Raw genomic sequence first — 20,724 nt, 5'->3', positions numbered from 1 at the left:
AACATCAGGACTGTCGCTATGAAAGCCCCCAAAACCGCCGTCCCGCACAGGATGTGCGCCCTGCCTCCGCAACGCGAGGTGACCCTGCCATCCAACCTGGCTCCCGGCCGTGAGTTCGCTATTCGCCTCGTCCGGAACAAATGGGTCAACGGCACCGTGCTTCGTTTCAACTTCGTCGAGGAGAGTGCCTGGCCCTGGCCGGAAAACCAGAAAACAGTCGTCCGCGAGGCCTTTCAAACCTGGAAATCACTCGGGATCGGCCTCGACTTCGTTGAGGTCAGCGATCGGACCGAGGCTGAACTCCGCATCGGGTTCGACCAAAACGATGGATCCTGGTCCTACGTCGGCACCGATGTGCTTCACAACGAATTCCGGGGCCGGACGATGAACTTCGGCTGGGACCTTACGACCGAGTGGGGAAAGGCAACCGCTCTCCACGAAATCGGCCACGCCCTCGGGATGCCGCATGAGCACCAGAATCCCATGTCGGGTATTGTCTGGAATGAGACAGCCGTGATCGCGGCCTTCTCGGGTTACCCGAACTACTGGAAAGAGCCCGACATCCGGCACAATATCCTGCGGAAGATTTCCCGTGGCGAAGTCGAGGGATCCACCTGGGACCCCCATTCGATCATGCATTACCCGTTTGAACCGGGAATGATCAGCGCGCCCAAACCGTACGACACCGATGGCGTTGCCGAGAACACAACGCTGTCTGCCAGGGACAAGGCGTGGATGGTCCGCTTTTATCCGCCTCTCTCGGCACCCGCCGCGATCGACGTGATGGAGCTGATGCCTCTCGGAAACGCGGTCGGCGACCAACGGGACTACGTGTTCAAACCGGATGCAACCCGGGAATACACCGTCCAGACCGTCGGAAAATCGGATTCGAAGGTCGTGCTGTTTGAAGTTCGTGGCGGAGAACCACGTCACTTCTCGGCCGCTGACGATTCCGGACTGGACGCGAACGCTGCGCTCACCACGAAGTTGGTGAAGGGGCGCGATTACATTATCAGGGTTCGGACCCATTTCGTCCCCGACGCGACATCGGGCGGTCTGCTCATTTCCTAGGCGGACAGATCCGGGCCACTCACACCTGTAGATGTGTCCAGAGCCTCTGGGCATGGCACCTGGCCGCAACGCGGGCTAGGGCAACATCTGCTACGCGGCCTGGCGCCGATGACCAGTTCTGACGAAATGCAGTGCTCCTGAGCGCACCCGACATCACAGCTCGATCCCTCAAGCCCTGAACTTGTGGATCGGTGTGAGGTGCGGACGGATGCGGATTCCTGCACCGACCTGCCAGGCGATCCGCAACCTTGCCCCCTCCGGGACCAGAGGCGGTATTCGCTCCGGGATTGAGCCAAGGCGGAGCTTTGCCGGGGGTCAGAAATGTAGACCGCGCCCTCTTGTAACCGTTATGTTATCTTGTAACAACGGCCGCGGTCGTGGGGACCGGGGTCCAAATCATGTCGTGGAAATGTGTGAGCAGGGCCGCCCTGGTGGCGGGCATCGGGCTGGCTCTTCCCGGCGTCGTGGAGGCGCAGGACAGCGTCGACGAGGTCGTGGTGACGGGGCAGCGACAGGCCTATCGAGGCGGGGTTCCGCTGTCCGACACGCCTCAATCCATCACTGTCCTTGATCAGGGGGTGCTGGAACGGGCCGGAGTGACGCGGCTGTCGGACGCGCTGGATCTCTCCGCCTCGGTCGTCCGGCAGAACAATTTCGGCGGGCTGTGGGACAGCTACGCGATCCGCGGCTTCGCCGGTGATGAGAATCTGCCCAGCGGCTATCTGGTGAACGGCTTCAACGCCGGCCGCGGATTTGGTGGGCCCCGCGACCTGTCGGGCATCGACCGTATCGAGATCCTGAAAGGGCCCAACGCCGCCCTGTTCGGGCGGGGCGAACCCGGGGGAAGTGTCAATCTCGTCACCAAACAACCGAGCTTCCAGCCGGCCGGCTCCTTCACCGCGCGCGTAGGTGATTTCGACCTCTATCGGGGTGAACTCGACTGGACGGGTCCGGTGGTCGACGACCGGCTCGCGGTTCGCGTGGCGGGCTTCTACGAGGACGCCGGCAGTTTCCGCGACACCGTCGAGACCCATCGAAGTGGCGTCTTTCCATCAGCCCTTCTGCGGCTCGGTGCCGGGACCAGCCTGAGCTACGAGCTCGAGGCAACACGGCAGGAGGTTCCCTTCGACCGCGGCATCGTATCGATCGACGGGGTACTTGATGCGCTGCCGGCAAGCCGCTTCCTGGGTGAGCCGGGCGACGGGCCCCTGCAAGCGGACGCGCTCGGGCACCAGTTGCAGCTGCAGCATGATCTGTCGGACGACTGGAGCCTGCTGGTCGGCGCGAGCTGGAGGGAGACCGATCTTGAGGGCTTCTCAAGCGAGCCGGAGCTCGCCGCCAGCCGCCAGCAGCTGTATGTCGACGGCCGAAGCCTGTCGCGGCAATATCGCTTCCGGGACTATGAGGCGGATCACGGTGTCGTCCGGGCCGAGCTGTCGGGTCGGTTCGACGCGCTGGGCGGGCTTCACCGCGTGATTCTGGGCGCGGACCGGGACACCTTCGACAACGCCCAGTACTTCCTCCGTTTCCGGCCGCCATCCGTATCGTCGAACCCGACGGCCCAGCAGGGCTACGTCATTGACGTCTTCGCCCCCGTGTACGGGCGGTTCGCGGCCCCTACGCCTACGCTGCAGACGAACCGCCTGGACGAGCAAACTGCCTGGGGAGTCTATGTGCAGGATCAGGTCCGGTTTGGCGACCGCTTCGAGCTGAGGTTGGGCGGACGCTTCGACGACTTCGAACAGACCTCGACCAACCGCGTGAACGGGGTCGTGACCCGCTTCGGCGATAGCCGTTTCAGTCCGCAGGTCGGTGCCGTGTTCCACCTGTCCCCGGCGGCGTCCGTCTATGCCGCGTACGGTGAAGGCTTCCGCCAGAATTTCGGCGCTGACGCCGACGGCAACGTCTTCGAGCCGGAGGAGTCGAGGTCGATCGAGCTTGGGCTGAAGGCGAACTGGTCCGGCCTCACCTCGACCCTCACCGTCTTCTCGCTCGAGAAGACCAATGTTCTGACCTCCGATCCCGTCAATGCCGGCTTCTCCCTTGCGATCGGCGAGGCGGAAAGCCGCGGCGTCGAGGCGGATGTCCAAGGCCGGCTGCCGGGCGGCGTGGATCTTTGGCTTTCCTACGCCTGGGTGGAGGCGGAGGTGGCCAGACAGGTCATCGACGCCGGCACGGGCCTCGTCATCCAGCCCGGAGACCGGCTGATCAACGTCCCGGAACAGGCGCTGAGCCTCCAGGCCTCGAAAGAGGGACGGATCGGCGGCGCGCAGATACTGCTCGGCGGCGGGGTGCAACACGTGGGCGAACGGCTGGGGGAGACCGCGTCGTCCTTTGAGCTCCCCTCCCACACTCTCGTGCGGCTGTTCGCCGACTGGAGTGTAACGAGCCGGCTCAAACTGTCGGCGGCCGTGAACAACGTCTTCGACGAGACCTGGTACGCCAACTCCTACTCGCGCCTGTGGGTCCAACCGGGCACCCCGCGCGCCGCCTCCCTGACGCTCCGCTACCGCTATTGAGGATGAAGGATGACTGACAAGGGACTGAAGGTTACCGATCTAGCGATCGAGAGGGGCGGCCGGCGCGTCGTGGACGGCGTGTCGCTCTCTGTGGCACCCGGTGAAATCTATGCGCTTCTGGGCGGCAACGGCACCGGCAAGTCGACCACCCTGTTTGCTATCCTCGGACTGCTCTCGCGAGCGGGCGGAGAGATCGCGGTCGTCGGTCGCGATCCGGCAAGGGATCCCGACGCCGTCCGCCGCGAAGCCGCCTACCTGCCTGAGAACGTCGCCCTCTATGACCATCTCTCGGCGGTGGAGAATGTCCGCTACTTCCTGGGGCTCGCGGGCGAGGCCCGGACCCTCGCGGAGCTGGACCACGCGTTTGACGCCGTGAAGCTTGCCCCCGCCGCCCGGACGCGGCGGGTCGGCGGCTTCTCCAAGGGCATGCGCCAGAAGACGGCAATCGCCCTGGCCCTTCTGCGCCGGACCCCGGTCCTGCTTCTCGACGAGCCGACGTCCGGTCTGGACCCGGCGGCGGCGCGGGATTTCCATGATCTGCTTCTCGACCTCCGGCAGCGGCAGGTGGCGATCCTGATGGTCACCCATGACCTGTTCGGCGCAGCCGACACCGCCGACCGGATCGGCGTGCTGCGCGGGGGCCGCATTGCGCAGGAGTGGGCTGCGGCCGCCCAAGGCCCCCGCTTCGACGTCCAGGTGCTGCACCAGAGCTATTCGGGGCTCGCCGCCGCATGAGACGCGCCCTTCGTATTGCGGCGGAAGAACTGCGGCTGATGACCCGCACCCGGACCGCCTGGCTGGGTCTGGCGGCCCTCGTGCTGCTTTCGGCGATCGCGGCCGCCACCTCCGCGGCCCATATCGCCAGCGAGCGCGCCGCCCGGGAGGAGCATCAGGCGGCCGCAGACCATGCGTTCGAAGCCCAGCCGGATCGCCACCCGCACCGGGCCGTGCACTTCGGCACCTATGTCCAGCGCCCGGTCAGTCCCCTCGCGGCCTTCGAGCCGGGCGTCGATCCCTTTACCGGCACCACGCTTTTCCTTGAGGGCCACCGGCAAAACACGGCGACCTTTGGCGCGATGCGCGAGTCCTCGGGCCTGATCCGCTTCGGTCAGCTGACCCCGGCCTTCGTGCTTCAGGCGCTGGCCCCGCTGCTGCTGATCTTTCTCGGCTTTTCGGCGGTGGCACGGGAGCGTGAAACCGGCGTTCTGAAACAGTTGAGAGTGCACGGTGCCCGAGCGGGCGACGTGCTCGCGGGGAAGGCGCTGGCGCTCGGCACCATCGGTCTTGTCGCCCTTGCTCCGGCGCTCGTCTCGCTGGCGACCGCAGCGGCCTCCGCCCCTGCCGAGGCGGCTTCGGCAGCCTTGATCGGCGGTGCTTATGCCGTCTATCTGACCATCTGGATTCTGGTGGTCGTGGCAGTCTCGTCCCTCTCCCGATCCAGCCGCGGTGCCCTGCTGGGCCTTATTGCAGTCTGGACCGTGTCGGTCGTCCTGGTGCCCCGGGGCACGGCGGCTCTGGCCACGTGGGCAAAACCCGCCCCGACGCGGGTGGAGATGGATCTTCGCCTCGCCCAGGACGCCCGCCGCATCGGCGACAGCCACAATCCTGACGATCCGTTCTTCGCGGCCTTCAAGGCCCGGACGCTCAGCACCTACGGGGTGCAGCGGGTCGAGGACCTTCCGGTCAACTTCCGCGGGCTTGTCTCAGCGGAAGGCGAGGCTCTGACAGCTGGTCTCTTCGCCGAGTACGCGAAACGGACGGCCGATCAGCAGCGTGCCCAGTCGGCCTGGCTCAAGGCCGGGGCCGTCCTGAGCCCGGCGCTGGCGGTGCGCCAGGCCTCGATGGCCGGTGCCGCCACCGACCTCGAGAACCATGTCCGTTTCCTCGAACAGGCAGAGGCCCATCGCTTCGACCTGGTCCAGCGGCTCAACCGCCTGCATGCCGAGGGCGTGCAGGCCGGGGACGACGCAGCGCGCAGCAGTGACCTGGACGCGGAACGGCGGACGCGCGTGTCAGCGAAAAACTGGGCCGCCGTGCCCGACTTCCACTTCCGATCCGCGACGCCCGCCGAGCGCGCGGGCGCGATGATCGCGGGTCTGGCTGGTCTGGCGGGCTGGCTGCTCGCCGCCATAGGACTGTTCGTTTTCGCCGGCCTGCGGCTCAGGGAGAGCTCGAAATGAGATCGCTGGCTCGCGAATTTCTGGTTCTTCGGCCGGTCACCGGCGGCTGTGGCCGCCATCGTGGTGCTCGCGGTTCTGGCCTCGGTCGCTGTGGCGTTCGGCCTTGCCGAAGTGGCGCGCGAGCGTGCGTCGATCGCGCGCGTGCTCCAGCTGCAGACGATCGAGGAACAGGCGCTGATCGGCTACGCCGAGGACGCGGGGACCTTTGCCTACAACGACTTCCGCCCGACGTGGAACGCGCCTTCCGCCCTGGCTTTCGCCGCGCTCGGCCAGCGGGACACAGCACCGTCGATCCTGCGCGTCCGGCCCCTGGCACTCGAAGGCCAGATCTATGAAAACGAGCAGACCAATCCAGAGCTGGCGCTGCCGGGCCGGTTCGATCTCGCCTTCGTTGCGATCTACCTCGCGCCACTGGTGCTTGTCGTTCTGCTGCATGATCTCTGGTCGGGCGAGCGGGAGGCGGGCCGGCTCGGTGCTCTGCGGGCGCTTCCGGGATCCGGGTCACGCGTGTTCATGCCGCGCGTCCTGGTGCGGGCGGTGCTCGTCGGCGTGGCTCTGCTGATTCCCTTCGCGGTCGGCGCGACGCTTGAAGCGGTGCCTCCGGCCAAGGCGCTGCTGTTTGCGGGAGCCATCGCCGGACTGGTGATGTTCTGGACGCTTCTCGTGGTCCTGGTTGCGCGGTTCGGCAGCCGCTCGACGGTGAATGCCGCCACGCTTGCGGGGCTCTGGTTCACGTTCACGCTCGTAGGCCCTGCCGCTGCCAATCTGATCGTCAACGCGGCGGTCCCCGCGCCCGAGGGGGCCCGGCTCGCCCGCGAGAACCGGGATGCCGTCCATGGCGCCTGGGACCTGCCCCGCCAGGCGACCCTCGACCGCTTCCTCGTGCTCTACCCGGAGTGGTCGGATACCGAGCCGATGACCGCACCGTTTCACTGGAAATGGTACTTCGCCTTCCAGCACCTCGGCGACGTCGCGGTCTCCGATCTGTCCGCGTCCTATCGGCAAGGCGTTGAACGACGCGAGCGACTGGCCGGAACGGCGGGCTGGCTGATGCCACCGGTTGGCTTCCAGAGGATCATGCACCGCCTCGCGGAGACCGACGTCGAAGCGCAACTGGCCTATCAGAACCGCGTCCGGGAGTTCCACGCGCAGCTCCGCACCTTCTACTACCCCTACCTTTTCGAGGATCGGCCGTTCGGTGCCGACGACTATGCACTCGGACCCCGGTTCGATGTCCGGTCATCCGGTCCCCTCAAACCCGATAGCGGACCTTCGCAACCTCACAACCAGCCTTGAACCCCTGGCTGCTGGCCCACCGCAAAGGCCCGCCACGCGTGACAACGCTGCAGGCCGGGCGGCCCTCTGGAATGGCCGTTGGCTGATGAATCTGAGTCGGCTGCCAGACATAGGAACGATCGCCGATATGCGGGCTTAATGTCTTCCAGCCGCTTGGAGACAGCCATGTCCCTTATCGACAAAATTGCAGCCTTCATCGCGCTTGAGCCTGATGAGGATAAGCGGCCGGAAGCGACGGGGGCATCTTGCGCCGTCGACGGGTCTGGCGACGGGCCAAGCCTCATTCTCGACCACCACGATGAGATCCGCGGAGCTTTGAGAACAGGTACGCTGCCCAAGGGGGGCCGACCAGACCGCTGCGGTGAAGGGGTTGGCCGCCTTGCTGACCGGTCACGCGCTGGCCGAAGGAGTGGTTCTCTATCCAGCGCTCGCGGAAGCAGAGGAATAGGTGCGTGCTGTTCAGGCACACCTCGAACAGTGGGTCACCAGGAACGAGATGCCGCCGCAGGACCGGGTTCTCCCGTCGCAGGCCACCTGACCCGAAACGCCGAAGAACATCAACGCAACGTGGGTGAGAGCCGGAGGTCGGATCGTGCGGTGCGCCGGCCGCAGCAGCTTTCGATGGCACCCCGTGAAACCCGCAGCCTTGCGCCGCAGTGAAAGGATACACTGTGCAAGGCGACAGAATTCTCGTGACCGGAGGTGCCGGTTACATCGGCTCTCACACCTGCAAGGCGCTTGCATATGCGGGCTATGAACCCGTGGTCTACGATGACCTGAGCAACGGCCACGCCGAGGCGGTCCTCTGGGGGCCCCTCGTCAAGGGCGACGTGCGTGACGTGGACCGGCTCGCTTCCACCATGAGCGCCCACAGCATCTCCGGCGTGATTCACTTCGCGGGCTTGATTGAAGTGGGCGGATCGATGCGACGGCCCGATCTCTACTGGGACCACAACGTCAATGGCGTAGCCGCCGTGCTGTCCGCCATGCGTCAGGCCGATGTGAGCCGGCTGATTTTCTCGTCCACCGCCGCCGTCTACGGCACGCCCGCGCAGCCTGGCCTGTTGTCGGAAACGGACGCGCTTGGGCCGATCAACCCCTACGGCGATAGCAAGCTGGCGGGGGAGCGAATGATTGCCGCCAGCTGCAACGCCTTCGGTCTCGAGGCCGTGGCACTGCGCTACTTCAACGCGTCCGGTGCCGATCCGGAGGGCCAGATCGGCGAGGCGCACAATCCGGAGACCCATCTCATTCCGCTGGCGATCGAGGCGGCCTTGTCCGGGCAGTCTCTGACCGTTTTCGGCAGCGACTTCCCCACGCCGGACGGCTTTTGCATGCGGGACTATATTCACGTGGCCGACCTGGCGCGCGCGCATGTGCTGGCGCTCGGTCTTGACCGGATCGACGGTGGGTTTGAGGCGATGAACCTGGGTCGGGGCGTCGGGGCGTCGGTCGTGGAAGTGATCGAGGCGGTCGGTAATGCCTGCGGCCGCCCCCCCCTCCACACAATAGGACCGCGCCGGGCGGGCGATCCACCGATGCTTGTCGCCGATCCCTCGCGGGCGCGAGCGCGACTGGAATGGCGGCCCGAGTTCGACGATCTCCAGACCATCATCGACACGGCCGTGGCCTGGCGTCGTGACCGGCGCTTCGGTGTGACATCCGCCTTGCCGAACGCGGCATGACCGGTCTCGCGCTCTGGGGCGGACATGAGTGCACGCTGAATCGCATCGGCGATGTCTGGCGTGATCAGACGCATCTGACCGGTCATCACGGGCGCATCTGTGATCTCGATCGCTTCGCCGATCTTGGCGTCGAAGCCGTTCGCTATCCGGTGCTCTGGGAACGAACCGAAACGACGCAGGGCGAGTGGGACTGGCAATGGCCGGACCTGCGGCTGACGCGTCTGCGGACACTGGGCGTGCGGCCGATTGTCGGGCTTCTGCATCATGGCTCCGGGCCGGCATGGACTGACCTGCTGGATCCGGGATTTGCCGAGGGGCTGGCGCGCCATGCTGCCCGCACCGCCGAGCGTTATCCGTGGGTCAGGGACTGGACGCCGGTCAACGAGCCGCTGACGACCGCGCGGTTCAGCGCGCTCTATGGTCACTGGTATCCGCATCGGACCGACGAGCGGGACTTCTGGCTGGCGCTGCTGAACCAGATCGATGCGACCCGGCTGTCGATGCGGGCGATCCGGACGGTGAACGCCGGGGCCCGGCTGATCCAGACCGAGGATTTCGGCGCAACGTTCGGCACCCGGCCATGCGCGTCCCAGGTCCGGTTCGAGAACGATCGCAGGCTGATGACCTGGGACCTGCTGTCCGGCCGGGTGACAGCGGCCCATCCCTTGTTCGAGCGCCTCTCGGCGTTCGGTCTCGGCGACAGAGTGGCCGCAATCGCGGATGACCCGTGCGCGCCCGACGTCATCGGCATGAACCACTATGTGACCAGCGACCGCTTCCTTGATCATCGGCTGAATCGCTATCCGGCGACATCGCATGGAGCCAACGCCGAGCTGGCCTATGCCGATGTCGAAGCCGTGCGGGCGATGTCGCCCCACCCCGGCGGCTGGCGCGAGCACCTGTCCTTTTTGTGGGACCGATACGGCCTGCCGCTCGCCGTAACAGAATGCCATCTCGGGGCCGAGCCCGACGAACAGATCCGCTGGTTTGACCAATGTTGGCGCACAGCGCGCGACCTGAGCGGCGAGGGCGTGGCGATCGAGGCGGTGACGGCCTGGTCATTGCTGGGTGCCGTGGACTGGGACAGTCTGTTGACCCAGACGCGCGGTCGATACGAGGCCGGGGCCTTCGACGTTTCGTCCGGCCGCCCGGTGGCCGGTGACCTCGCAAACTGGTTGCGGATGCTTTCCGGCGACGGCTCTGGGTCAGGCGCAGCGACAGGTGTGGGTTGGTGGTCGCGCGATGATCGACGGTGCTTCCATCCGGAACTCGACCATCCGACTGACGGGGTCCTGGCCGCCTGAATCAGAGAGTCGGAAAGCCGAAATACAATCGCGAACAAGTCCCGCGCATTCATTGGACTGGAACCGATAGCGTTGCCGCGATGTTGCGTTGCGCCAGACCGAAGGAACTCCCGTGCCACTCATCGCAGCAGAAGATCGCGCCTTCGCCGGCGCCGAGGTCATCGACCTGACAGCGGCGTCCGCCCGCCGCGATCCCGTTGTCTGTTTCTCCCACCTGCGATGGGACTTCGTGTTCCAGCGTCCGCAGCATTTGATGACGCGTTTCGCGCAGTCGCGGGCAGTCATCTACTTCGAAGAGCCGATGCCCGATGACGGCGATCTGGCCTGGATGCAGACCCGGGTCTGTCCGGTCAGCGGCGTGATCATTGCGACGCCACGGCTCCCGCATGATCTGGCCGGACCGGCCAGAGCCGAGGCGATCAGGTCGCTCCTCGACGGGCTGCTTCTGAAGCAGGGCGTCGTCCGGCCGGTGCTGTGGTACTACACTCCTATGATGTTGCCGTTCTCGCGGCATCTGGAAGCGGCGGTGGTCGTCTACGACTGCATGGACGAGCTGGCCAACTTCCGCTTCGCGCCACCCGAACTGCGGCCGCTGGAGCAGGAACTGATCGCCACGGCTGATGTGATCTTCACCGGCGGCTACAGCCTCTATGAGGCCAAGGCACACCTGCACGCCAACATCCACCCCTTCCCGTCGAGCGTGGATCGCGCCCACTTCGTCAAAGCCCGCGCGATCCAGCCGGATGCAACGCCAACCTTCGGGTTCTATGGCGTCATTGACGAGCGGATGGACCTGGAGCTGATCGCCGCAATCGCCGATGCGCGGCCCGACTGGACCTTCGTCATGGTCGGTCCGGTGGTGAAGATCTCCGAGGACGACCTGCCGCGTCGCGCCAACATCCGTTATCCGGGCGGCCGATCCTATGATGACCTTCCCGCCGAGCTTGGCCGCTGGCACGTCGCCCTGATGCCGTTCGCTATCAACGACTCGACCCGCTTCATCAGCCCGACCAAAACTCCCGAGTATCTGGCTGGCGGCCGTCCGGTGGTGTCGACAGCAATCCGCGATGTCGTGCGCCACTACGGTGAGCTGGACGCCGTCGCCATTGCCTCCGATGCCGAGGCTTTTGTTGCCGCCTGCGAGACCGCCCTGGCGCTGGCGGGCGACCGGGCCGGGGATTGGCTGGCAAAAGCGGACGCGGCCCTGGCTGATCTGTCGTGGGACCAGACCCATGTCCGCATGAGCGCCCTGGTGGATCGCGCAGCCACCGCCCGTACCACGGTCGTGGCCAAAAGCGCTGTCCGAGGAGAACGCCGGGACCACTACGACGCCCTGGTTGTTGGAGCTGGCTTCGCCGGTGCCGTGCTGGCCGAGCGGCTCGCCTCGGACGCCGGCATGACGGTCCTGGTGGTCGATCGTCGTCCGCACATCGGCGGCAATGCCTATGACCACCTCGACGCGGCGGGGGTTCTGATCCACGAGTACGGTCCGCACATCTTCCACACCAACTCGGCCGAGGTGTTTGCCTATCTGTCACGCTTCACCCGCTGGCGGCCTTATGAGCACCGCGTGCTGGCCGAGGTCGGCGACAAGCTGGTGCCGATGCCGATCAACCGTACGACTTTGAACCTGCTTTATGACCTGGACCTGCAGACGGACGAGGACGCCGCCGCCTTCCTCGCCGCCCGCGCCGAGCCCGTTGAAAAGGTCCGCACCAGCGAGGACGTCGTCGTCTCTGCTGTGGGGCGCGAGCTCTACGAGACCTTCTTCCAGGGATATACCCGCAAACAGTGGGGTCTGGATCCGTCCGAGCTCGACAAGTCGGTGACGTCCCGCGTGCCCACCCGCACCAACATCGACGATCGCTATTTCACCGACACCTTCCAGGCCATGCCGCTGGACGGCTACACCCGCATGTTCGAGCGGATGCTCGACCACGAGAACATCCGCGTGGAGACCGGCGTGGACTATCGCGACATCGTTGACGAGGTCGCGTTCGATCGCCTTGTCTATACCGGCCCGATCGACGAGTTCTTCGATCACTGCCACGGGCCGCTGCCGTACCGCTCGCTGCGTTTCCAGCATGAGACCCTGGATCAGGAGCAGTTCCAGTCGGTGGCGACGGTCAACTCTCCCGCCGAGGCGACGCCGTACACGCGGGTCACGGAGTACAAGCATCTGACGGGCCAGGTGCACCCCAAAACCAGCGTCACCTACGAATACCCGACGGCCGAGGGCGATCCCTACTACCCCATCCCGCGTCCGGAAAATCAGGCCCTGTTCAAACGCTACGAGGCCCTGGCCGAGGGGCGGCCCGATGTGATCTTCGCCGGGCGTCTGGCGACTTACCGCTACTACAACATGGATCAGGTCGTCGGCCAGGCACTGGCGACCTATCGGAAGACGCCGTGGGCGGCGAACGCGCCGGTTGGCGACGAGCCGCTCAAGGCGACGGTGCTGAGGGGCTCCTGACGGCGAGCGTGACGTCCTGAGACCTGGCGGGGCCCCGTACCCATTCAACAACACGAGGTCGCTCCGGGTCGCGACGTCACATGGTGAGGCCGAGGGTTCGGCCTTGACCATCAGGCTCCCGCGCAGGCCGAGATCCGCGTCCGGCGTGGCGATGACGCGGTGGTCCGGGGACCATAGACCTGCAGGCTTAGGCGGCCTCGCCGAGGCCGCCTACGCCTTGCGTTGGCTGATCCGGGTCAATCCGTTCCCGCGACAACCAGGACGGGCGTGTTGCCACCCCGGCGGCGACCGTTCCGGTCAGCTGACGGCTTTCCCCGCTCCGGGGGAGGGCGTATGACCCCGCCATGCAGACAGCCTCCTTTCACGACCGCGTCGCGGCCGAGCTTTCCGACATCGAGGCCCAGGGCCTGACCAAGCCCGAGCGGGTGATCGAGTCCCGCCAAGGGCCGGTGATCGAGGTTGGCGGCCGGCGCGTGCTCAACTTCTGCGCCAACAACTATCTGGGTCTGGCCGGAGACGACCGGGTGGTGGCGGCGGCCAATGCGGCGACCGAAAGCCGGGGAGCGGGGACGGCCTCGGTGCGGTTCATCTGCGGCACGCTGGACATCCACAAGCAGCTGGAGCGGGCCATCTCCGACTATCTGGGGTTCGAGGACGCGATCCTGTTCGCGGCCGCCTTCGACGCCAATGGGGGGCTGTTCGAGCCCCTGTTCGGGGCTGAGGACGCGATCATCTCGGACGCCCTGAACCACGCCTCGATCATCGACGGGGTGCGGCTGTGCAAGGCGAAGCGGTACCGGTTCGCCACCTCGGACATGGCCGATCTGGAGACCCAGCTGAAGGCGGCGCGGGCCGACGGGGCGCGGGACATCATTATCGCCACCGACGGGGCCTTCTCGATGGACGGCTATATCGCCCGGCTGGATCAGATCCGGGCGCTGGCCGACCAGTATGGCGCGCTGGTCATGGTCGACGACTGCCATGCGACCGGGTTCCTCGGTCCGCAGGGCCGGGGCTCCTATGCTCACCACGGGGTCAGGGTCGACTTCGTCACCGGGACCTTCGGAAAGGCCCTGGGCGGGGCGATGGGCGGGTTCATCTGTGCGACGACGCCCGTGGTGCAGTTGCTGAAGCAGCGGGCGCGGCCCTATCTGTTCTCCAACGCCCTGGCCCCCTCGATCTGCGGGGCCTCGCTGGAGGCGATCCGGATCGCGCAAGGGCCGGAGGGCGACGACCTGCGCGCCCGGCTGACGGCCAATGCCGCCCGCTTCCGGGGGGCGATGACCGGGGCGGGCTTCGACCTGCTGCCCGGCGAGCATCCGATCATCCCGGTCATGCTGGGGGATGCGAAGCTGGCCCAGACCATGGCGGCGCGGATGCTGGAACTGGGTGTCTATGTCATCGGTTTCAGCTTCCCGGTGGTGCCGCGCGGCGCGGCGCGGATACGGACGCAGATGTCGGCGGCCCACACCTTCGAACACATTGATGCAGCGGTCGCGGCGTTCACGACGGCCGGCAAGGAACTGGGAGTGATCGCATGACCACCACGATGAAGGCCCTGGCCAAGACCGGTCCCGGGATCGGGCTGGAGCTGATCGATGCCCCCATCCCGGTGGCGGGGCCCGAGGACGTGCTGATCCGGGTGCACCGCACCGCTGTCTGCGGCACCGACATCCACATCTGGAACTGGGACGAGTGGTCCCAGAAGAATGTGCCGACGCCGATGATCACGGGCCATGAGTTCTCCGGCGAGATCGTGGCCATTGGTTCGGACGTGCACCGGCCGCTGAAGATCGGCCAGAGGGTCTCTGCCGAGGGGCATGTGATCGACCTGAACTCGGAGGCCGCGCGGGCCGGGCATTTCCATCTCGATCCGCACACGCGCGGGATCGGGGTGAACCGCCAGGGGGCCTTCGCCGAGTTCGTGGTGGCCCCGGCGTTCAACGTGATCGAGCTGCCCGACGACGTCTCGTACGAGGTGGCCTCGATGCTGGATCCGTTCGGCAATGCCGTGCACACGGCGCAGCAGTTCGACCTGCTGGGCGAGGACGTGCTGGTCACCGGCGCGGGTCCCATCGGCATGATGGCGGCGGCGGTGGCGCGCCACGCCGGGGCCCGGACCGTGGTCCTGACCGACATCAACGACTTCCGGCTGGAACTGGCGCAGAAGGTCGCGCCGGGCGTGCGGACGGTGAACACCACTCGGGAAGACCTGCACGACGTGATGAAGGAACTGGGCCTGAAGGTCGGGTTCGACGTGGCGCTGGAGATGTCGGGATCGCCGATCGCCTTTAAACAGTGCGTGGATACCCTGATCATGGGCGGGGGCATGGCGCTGCTGGGGATCCCGTCCAAGCCGATGGAGACCGACTGGGGGGCGATCATCCTGAAGGCCCTGACCATCAAGGGCGTCTACGGGCGTGAGATGTTCACGACCTGGAGGAAGATGCTGGGCCTGCTGAAGGCGGGGCTGGATCTGGAGCCGCTGATCACCCACCGGATGGCGTTCGACCGGTATCAGGAAGGCTTCGAGGCGATGAAGTCGGGTCAGTCGGGCAAGGTCATTCTGGATTGGGACAGGGCGGCGTGAGGGGCGTCGGTTGAGCAGCGCGATCGTCGAAATTCCTGACGGGCGAGGGGCCCGACGCGGCCGGCCGCGAGATCTTTCAGGTGCTTTCCATGGACGATCGCGCCCTTGAGCAGACCCACGACTTTATCCAGTGGCTGTTTCCCCTGCAGACGCGCTCCGGGGCGCAGCCGGATGCGCCCGTGCTGAGCGATGCCGATGTGGAGGCCATCCGTGGTTCAAGCCTTGCCGAGGCCGCCCTGGCGGCGGCCACCGACCGGATGGCGATCTTCTATCTGAGAAACGGGCACTGGCTGACCACCAGTGACCACAATCATCTGCGGATCACCCGGATGATCAAATCCCTGAGGCTGCTGCGCAATGACGCGGCGGCGGACGGATTCCGCAACCTGATCCTGGCCCGCGTGGCGGAGGCCGGGGCGCCGGTGGGGGCCCCGGCGCTGGGCTTCTGGAAGCGCGCCTAGGCTTTCAGCAGCCTCATCAGCGCGGGCTCAAATCCCTTGGTGTCGGGGCCGGGCAGGGTGGCGGCGAGCTCGCCGCGCTCATAGAGGTCCAGCACCACGGGGTGGACGTAGGAACTGCGACAGACCGTCGGGGTGTTGCCGAGCAGGCCGGCCACTGCCTTGACGCAGACGGTGATCCTGCGCCTCGCGTCCGTGGGGGAGGTCGGTGCCTCCATATCGCGCAGGGCCCGGGCAGCGGAGACGGTTCCGGCCCATGTGCGGAAGTCCTTGGCCGAAAACTGATCGCCCATGGCGTCACGGATATAGGCATTCACATCATCGGAGGTGACGGGATGCAGGAGGCCCTCGGCATCGCGGTATTTGAAGATGTGCTGGCCCGGCAGGTCACGCAGCCCCCGGACAACCGTCGCCAGCCTGCGGTCGCGGACGCTGACCTTGTGCTCCACGCCACTCTTGCCGCGGAAGGCGAAGCTGAGACCGGCCCCGTCCACCTCGAGATGGCGCTTGTGCAGGGTGGTGAGGCCATAGCTGCGGTTGGCGCGGGCGTACTGCTGGTTGCCGACCCGGATCAGGGTGATCTCCAGCAGGCGCACGGCGGTGGCCAGCACCTTGTCGCGGTTGGGGCCCCGTGACGCGAGGTCGGTCTCGACCCGGGCCCGGAGCTTCGGCAGAGCGCGGGCGAAGGCGGGCAGGCGGTCGAACTTGTTCTCGGACCGGTGGCGGCTCCAGTCGTCATGATAGCGGTACTGTTTGCGGCCCTTCACATCGCGGCCCGTGGCCTGGAGGTGGCCGGTGGCGTCGGGGCAGATCCAGACATCGGTCCAGGCGGGTGGAATGGCCAGCATCCGAATCCGGTCCAGCGTGACCTTGTCCCGGACCGCCTTTCCGTCAGCGTCCCGGATCGAGAACCCCTTGCCCGAGCGGACCCGGGTCAGGCCGCCTTCCGCATCGGTGGCATAGGTCAGCCCCCTTGGGACCTCGACGGCGGCGATGAAGGCGGGGCTGCCGTCGGGCATTGAGGTCAAATCTCCGGGTCAGGGACGGCGAACGTCGCGTCTGGCCTGCCGGTTCCGCTTGACCCGGGCGCGTCCCAAGGTGACGCAGGCGGGATGAACTATCGCCACAGCTTCCATGCAGGCAACTTCGCCGATCTCGTCAAACATGCGCTGGTGCTGTGGCTCCTGCGGGAACGGCAGGCGGACGGGCCAGTGACGGTGCTGGACACCCATGCGGGGGCGGGGCTGTACGACCTGACCGGCGATGCCACGCGCTCGCGCGAGGCCGAGGCGGGGGTGGCCCGGCTGATGACGGCGGCGGACCGGCCGCCGTTGATCGAGGCGCTGGCGGCCGAGGTCGCGGCGCTGAATCCGGGCGGGGGTGTGCGGTACTATCCGGGGTCGCCCGTCCTTATCGCCCGGGCACTGCGGGCCGGGGATCGCTACGCCGGGTTCGAGCTACGCGAGGAGGTGGCGGGCCTGTTGCGCGACAGTCTCGCGGTTTTCCCGACCGCCAGCGGCACGGTCGGCGACGGCTATGAACAGGCGGTCCCGGCGGCGCGGGGGGAGGGGGCCCCGCTGGTGCTGATCGATCCTCCCTATGAGCGGCCGGATGACTATCACCGGGCGGCGGATGCGGCGGCGGCGATCGTGCGGGCGGATCCCAAGGCGGTGGTGGCGATCTGGACCCCGCTGAAGGACATGGAGACCTTCGACGGTTTCCTGCGCCGGCTGGCGGCAGGGGCGAAGGCCCCGATCCTGGCGGCCGAGGCGCGGCTGAGACCCCTGAGCAATCCCATGACGATGAACGGCTGCGCCATGGTGGTGATCAATCCGCCGGCCGGGACCGAGGCGGCGGCCGGCGAGATCTGCGGCTGGGTGGCGGGGACACTGGGCGGGGAGGGTGCCCGGGCCGAGGTCTGGTGGAGCTGATCCGGACTCAAAAAACAGAAGTCCGTTGAGTCCGTTGAGTCCGCTTCGACGGATCGGGGAGCGGGTTTTGGCGATGTCAAAGACCGGAACCGGTCGAATACCATGCCGGTACGTCAGATTCGGACGTGTCCTATTCGATGACCTCTCCGGCCTCGTAGAGGTTCGGCTCGAAGGTGGCGATGGCCATGATGGGGCTCATGGCGGCCGCGACCGCCCCGTTGCGGGTCATGGCCTTCCAGTCGGCGACCGAGCGCCAGACGGCATGATTGGCGACCGTCTTGCCGTTCAGACCCCGGTGCAGGGTGGCCGAGACGAAACCCGGCAGGCCCACCTGGGCGCGGGTCAGTGCGGCCAGCAGATCCAGCAGTTCGTCCTGCTTTTCCGGCTGGACCTTGAACACATTGATCAGCACCACGGGAATGGCGTCGTCGGTCTCTGCAGGCACGGCGGGATCGGTCATGATCTGGCGTCTAGCGCGAATGCCCCTGTGCCGCCATGGCGGATCACCCCCATATGGCGGACATGAAGCCGATCGCCATTCTCGAAACCGGTCGTCCACCCGCCGCGCTGGCGGAGCGGTTCGACGACTATACCGCCGCGTTCCGGACCTTGCTGGGAGATGGGGTGACGACTGAACGGTTCGACGTGCAGGCCGGACACCTGCCGGATGATCCCTCGGCCCTGGCCGGGGCCATCGTCACCGGTTCTGCGGCCGGGGTCTATGAGGACCTGCCGTGGATACCGCCGCTGCTGGACTGGCTGAGGACGGCCCGGGGGCAGACGCGGCTGGTCGGCATCTGTTTCGGCCATCAGGCCATGGCCCAGGCCTTCGGCGGCCGGGTGGAGAAGTCCGACCGGGGCTGGGGCATCGGCCTGCACCGCTATGTGGTGGTCGGCGAGGAGCCGTGGATGGTTCCGCGCGCCGACACGGTCGCCATTCCGGTGTCGCATCAGGATCAGGTGGTGGAGCCACCGTCCGACGCGCGGCTGATCGCGGCCAGCGCCTTCACCCCCTATGCCGGTCTGGCCTGGGACGACGCCCTGTCGTTCCAGTGCCATCCGGAGTTCCACCCCGACTTCGCCGCGGCCCTCGTCGAGAGCCGGCGGGGACACAGGATTGCGGAGGCCGAGGCGGATGAGGCGGTGGCCAGTCTGCAGGGGCCCAATGACCGTGAGGTGATGGGGGCGTGGATCCGGGGGTTTCTGCTCAGCAACGGAGTCGCCCCCGCCTGACCGCTACGCGGTCTGTCCTCCCCATCGCCCTCCGGCGATGGGGAGGTGACGCCGGGTCAGGGCCACTTCACCACGGGGGGCATGGAGCTGAGGATCGACTCGACATTGCCGCCGGTCTTGAGGCCGAACATGGTGCCGCGGTCGTAGAGCAGGTTGAACTCCACATAGCGGCCCCGGCGGATCAGCTGTTCCTCGCGCTCGGCGTCGGTCCAGGCCTCGGTCATGCGGCGGGTGACGATGGCGGCATAGGTGTCGAGGAAGGCCGTGCCGACGTCGCGGGTGAAGGCGAAGTCCTTCTCATAGTCGCCGCTGTCGTGGTGGTCGTAGAAGATGCCGCCGATGCCGCGCATCTCGTTGCGGTGTGGCAGGAAGAAGTACTCGTCGCACCACGGCTTGTATTTCGCATACCAGTCGGGGTGGTGGGCGTCGCAGGGGGCCTTCATACCGGCGTGGAAGGCGAGGGTGTCCGGCGCCTCCTGGGTGCGTTCGACGTCCAGCACCGGGGTCAGGTCGGCCCCGCCGCCGAACCAGCTTTTCGTGGTGGCGATGAAGCGGGTGTTCATATGCACCGCCGGCACGCGCGGGCTGACCGGGTGGCAGATCAGGCTGATGCCGGTGGCGAAGAAGCGCGGGTCCTCTTCGGCCCCGGGGACGTTTTTCGCATAGTCGGCCGGGAAGACGCCGTGGACGGTCGAGACGTGGACCCCGACCTTCTCGAACAGCCGGCCGTGCATCATGCCCATGACCCCGCCGCCGCCCTCGGGCCGGGACCAGGGCGTGCGGACGAACCGGCCCGGTTCGCCGGGGAACAGGTCGGCCGGGGCCGCATCCTCCAGGGCCTCGAAGCCGGCGTGAATGCGGTTGCGCAGTTCCTCGAACCAGGCGCGGGTCTCGATCTTCTTGAGTTCGAGGGGATCGGTGTCGGGCAGGGGGGCGTGGCTCATGGCCGGATTTGAACCATGGTTCGCCTGCGGCGTCACCCCGAAGCTCAGTGGGCTGTGGGGCTGGTGCCGCCGGGCTTGTGACGCAGGCGGCCGATCTGGTGCACGATCACGGCCAGCAGGCCGCCGACGAGGATGCCGACGATCGCCGCGCCGAGGGCGGTGACCAGCCATTCCACGACCGGTTGTCCGAACGGCAGGACGGCCGCGGTCGCCACGGCGGCGTGATGAATGATGTCTTCCGGCCAGACGACGCCGAAGGTGTGCGCACCATGCACCAGAATGCCGCCGCCGACCCACAGCATGGCGGCCATGCCGATGGTTGCGATGGCCGACATCACGACCGGCATGCCCTTGACCAGACCGCGTCCGAGACCCTGCAGGGCGTTGGACCGGCCCTGGGCGAGGTGCAGGCCAATGTCGTCCATCTTCACGATCAGGCCGACGACGCCGTAGACGCCAGCGGTGATGGCGAGGCCCACGATCGCGAGCACCAGACCCTGGGTGAGGATGGGCTGGTCGGCGACATCGGCCAGGGAGATGGCCATGATCTCGGCCGACAGGATCAGGTCGGTGCGGATGGCCCCGGCCACCTTGGTCGCCTCCAGCGTCGCCGGATCGCCCGTGGCCTCCTCAGCCGTGTCGTGGTGGCCGCCGCCGAAGGCCTCCATCAGCTTCTCTGCCCCCTCGAAGGCCAGATAGGCCCCGCCCAGCATAAGAATGGGTGTGATCGCCCAGGGCGCGAAGGCGCTGAGAATCAGGGCGGCGGGCAGGAGGATCAGCAGCTTGTTGCGGACAGACCCCAGGGCGATCTTCCAGATGATCGGCAGTTCGCGGGCCGGGGACAGGCCCGTGACATAGCGGGGGGTTACGGCGGCGTCGTCGACGACGACCCCGGCCGCCTTGGAGCCTGCCTTGCCGGCGGCCGCGCTGGCGTCGTCCAGGGAGGTGGCGGCCAGTTTGGCGATCGCGGCCACGTCGTCGAGCAGGGCCGCCAGTCCGGAGGGCATGAGGGAAACCATGAGTGCAGGGGAGGAGCGCGC

Annotated in this window: 17 protein-coding genes; 13 read left to right on the top strand and 4 right to left on the bottom strand. The window is 66.9% G+C overall.

What is annotated here, in order from left to right; genetic code table 11:
* The first annotated feature begins 18 nt into the window (after positions 1-18).
* From SJY26_RS16845 to SJY26_RS16795, 11 genes are all read left to right on the top strand, one after another.
* Positions 19-1,071 carry a M12 family metallopeptidase gene (locus tag SJY26_RS16845; RefSeq protein ID WP_396594121.1) on the top strand — a complete coding sequence of 351 codons (1,053 nt, stop codon included), beginning with the start codon at positions 19-21 and terminating at the stop codon, positions 1,069-1,071.
* A 413-nt stretch (positions 1,072-1,484) separates the two neighbouring features.
* A complete protein-coding gene (locus SJY26_RS16840) occupies positions 1,485-3,590 on the top strand; it encodes a TonB-dependent siderophore receptor (protein WP_396594120.1) in 2,106 nt (701 codons plus the stop codon).
* A gap of 9 nt (positions 3,591-3,599) precedes the next feature.
* A complete protein-coding gene (locus SJY26_RS16835) occupies positions 3,600-4,325 on the top strand; it encodes an ABC transporter ATP-binding protein (protein ID WP_396594119.1) in 726 nt (241 codons plus the stop codon).
* Positions 4,322-5,770, top strand: coding sequence for an ABC transporter permease (locus SJY26_RS16830; protein ID WP_396594118.1), 1,449 nt, complete (start codon positions 4,322-4,324; stop codon positions 5,768-5,770). Before SJY26_RS16835 ends, SJY26_RS16830 begins: the two co-directional genes overlap by 4 nt.
* Positions 5,771-5,818: 48 nt before the next feature.
* Complete coding sequence (locus tag SJY26_RS16825; protein WP_396594117.1) at positions 5,819-7,066, top strand: DUF3526 domain-containing protein; 1,248 nt, start codon at positions 5,819-5,821, stop codon at positions 7,064-7,066.
* Positions 7,067-7,722: 656 nt separating this feature from the next.
* Positions 7,723-8,751 (top strand): UDP-glucose 4-epimerase GalE, encoded by a 1,029-nt coding sequence (gene galE / locus SJY26_RS16820; RefSeq protein WP_396594116.1) that lies wholly within the window; start codon positions 7,723-7,725, stop codon positions 8,749-8,751.
* The gene (locus SJY26_RS16815; RefSeq protein ID WP_396594115.1) at positions 8,748-10,055 is read left to right on the top strand and encodes a hypothetical protein; all 1,308 of its coding nucleotides are present in this window, start codon (positions 8,748-8,750) and stop codon (positions 10,053-10,055) included. The genes galE and SJY26_RS16815 overlap by 4 nt, the downstream gene beginning before the upstream one ends.
* 112 nt (positions 10,056-10,167) lie before the next feature.
* Complete coding sequence (glf, locus tag SJY26_RS16810; protein WP_396594114.1) at positions 10,168-12,528, top strand: UDP-galactopyranose mutase; 2,361 nt, start codon at positions 10,168-10,170, stop codon at positions 12,526-12,528.
* A 344-nt stretch (positions 12,529-12,872) separates the two neighbouring features.
* The gene (locus SJY26_RS16805) at positions 12,873-14,069 is read left to right on the top strand and encodes a glycine C-acetyltransferase (RefSeq protein WP_396594113.1); all 1,197 of its coding nucleotides are present in this window, start codon (positions 12,873-12,875) and stop codon (positions 14,067-14,069) included.
* A gap of 8 nt (positions 14,070-14,077) precedes the next feature.
* The gene (gene tdh, locus SJY26_RS16800) at positions 14,078-15,118 is read left to right on the top strand and encodes an L-threonine 3-dehydrogenase (protein ID WP_396595797.1); all 1,041 of its coding nucleotides are present in this window, start codon (positions 14,078-14,080) and stop codon (positions 15,116-15,118) included.
* An 80-nt stretch (positions 15,119-15,198) separates the two neighbouring features.
* Positions 15,199-15,579 (top strand): opioid growth factor receptor-related protein, encoded by a 381-nt coding sequence (locus SJY26_RS16795; protein WP_396594112.1) that lies wholly within the window; start codon positions 15,199-15,201, stop codon positions 15,577-15,579.
* On the opposite strand, the gene SJY26_RS16790 is transcribed toward SJY26_RS16795, so the two are convergent.
* Positions 15,576-16,595: a DNA topoisomerase IB gene (locus SJY26_RS16790; RefSeq protein WP_396594111.1), complete on the bottom strand. Its 1,020-nt coding sequence runs from the start codon at positions 16,593-16,595 to the stop codon at positions 15,576-15,578. The two genes, SJY26_RS16795 and SJY26_RS16790, sit on opposite strands and share 4 nt — an antisense overlap.
* A 93-nt stretch (positions 16,596-16,688) precedes the next feature.
* Here SJY26_RS16790 and rlmJ point away from each other — a divergent pair, with 93 nt between their 5' ends.
* A complete protein-coding gene (gene rlmJ / locus SJY26_RS16785) occupies positions 16,689-17,507 on the top strand; it encodes a 23S rRNA (adenine(2030)-N(6))-methyltransferase RlmJ (RefSeq protein ID WP_396594110.1) in 819 nt (272 codons plus the stop codon).
* A gap of 130 nt (positions 17,508-17,637) precedes the next feature.
* Here the strand turns inward: rlmJ and SJY26_RS16780 are convergent, their stop codons facing one another.
* A complete protein-coding gene (locus SJY26_RS16780) occupies positions 17,638-17,967 on the bottom strand; it encodes an antibiotic biosynthesis monooxygenase family protein (RefSeq protein ID WP_396594109.1) in 330 nt (109 codons plus the stop codon).
* 62 nt (positions 17,968-18,029) lie between these two features.
* On the opposite strand from SJY26_RS16780, the gene SJY26_RS16775 reads away from it, so the two are divergent.
* A complete protein-coding gene (locus tag SJY26_RS16775) occupies positions 18,030-18,740 on the top strand; it encodes a type 1 glutamine amidotransferase (RefSeq protein WP_396595796.1) in 711 nt (236 codons plus the stop codon).
* Between the two features lie 56 nt (positions 18,741-18,796).
* On the opposite strand, the gene hemF is transcribed toward SJY26_RS16775, so the two are convergent.
* Positions 18,797-19,669 carry an oxygen-dependent coproporphyrinogen oxidase gene (hemF, locus tag SJY26_RS16770; protein WP_396595795.1) on the bottom strand — a complete coding sequence of 291 codons (873 nt, stop codon included), beginning with the start codon at positions 19,667-19,669 and terminating at the stop codon, positions 18,797-18,799.
* Between the two features lie 59 nt (positions 19,670-19,728).
* Positions 19,729-20,691 (bottom strand): DUF808 domain-containing protein, encoded by a 963-nt coding sequence (locus tag SJY26_RS16765; protein ID WP_396594108.1) that lies wholly within the window; start codon positions 20,689-20,691, stop codon positions 19,729-19,731.
* Positions 20,692-20,724: the final 33 nt, after the last annotated feature.

This window comes from Brevundimonas sp. R86498 (genome assembly GCF_044598075.1).
GTDB lineage: Bacteria > Pseudomonadota > Alphaproteobacteria > Caulobacterales > Caulobacteraceae > Brevundimonas.
Note: the sequence above shows the minus strand (reverse complement) of the source record. Positions and strands in the feature narration are given on the sequence as shown.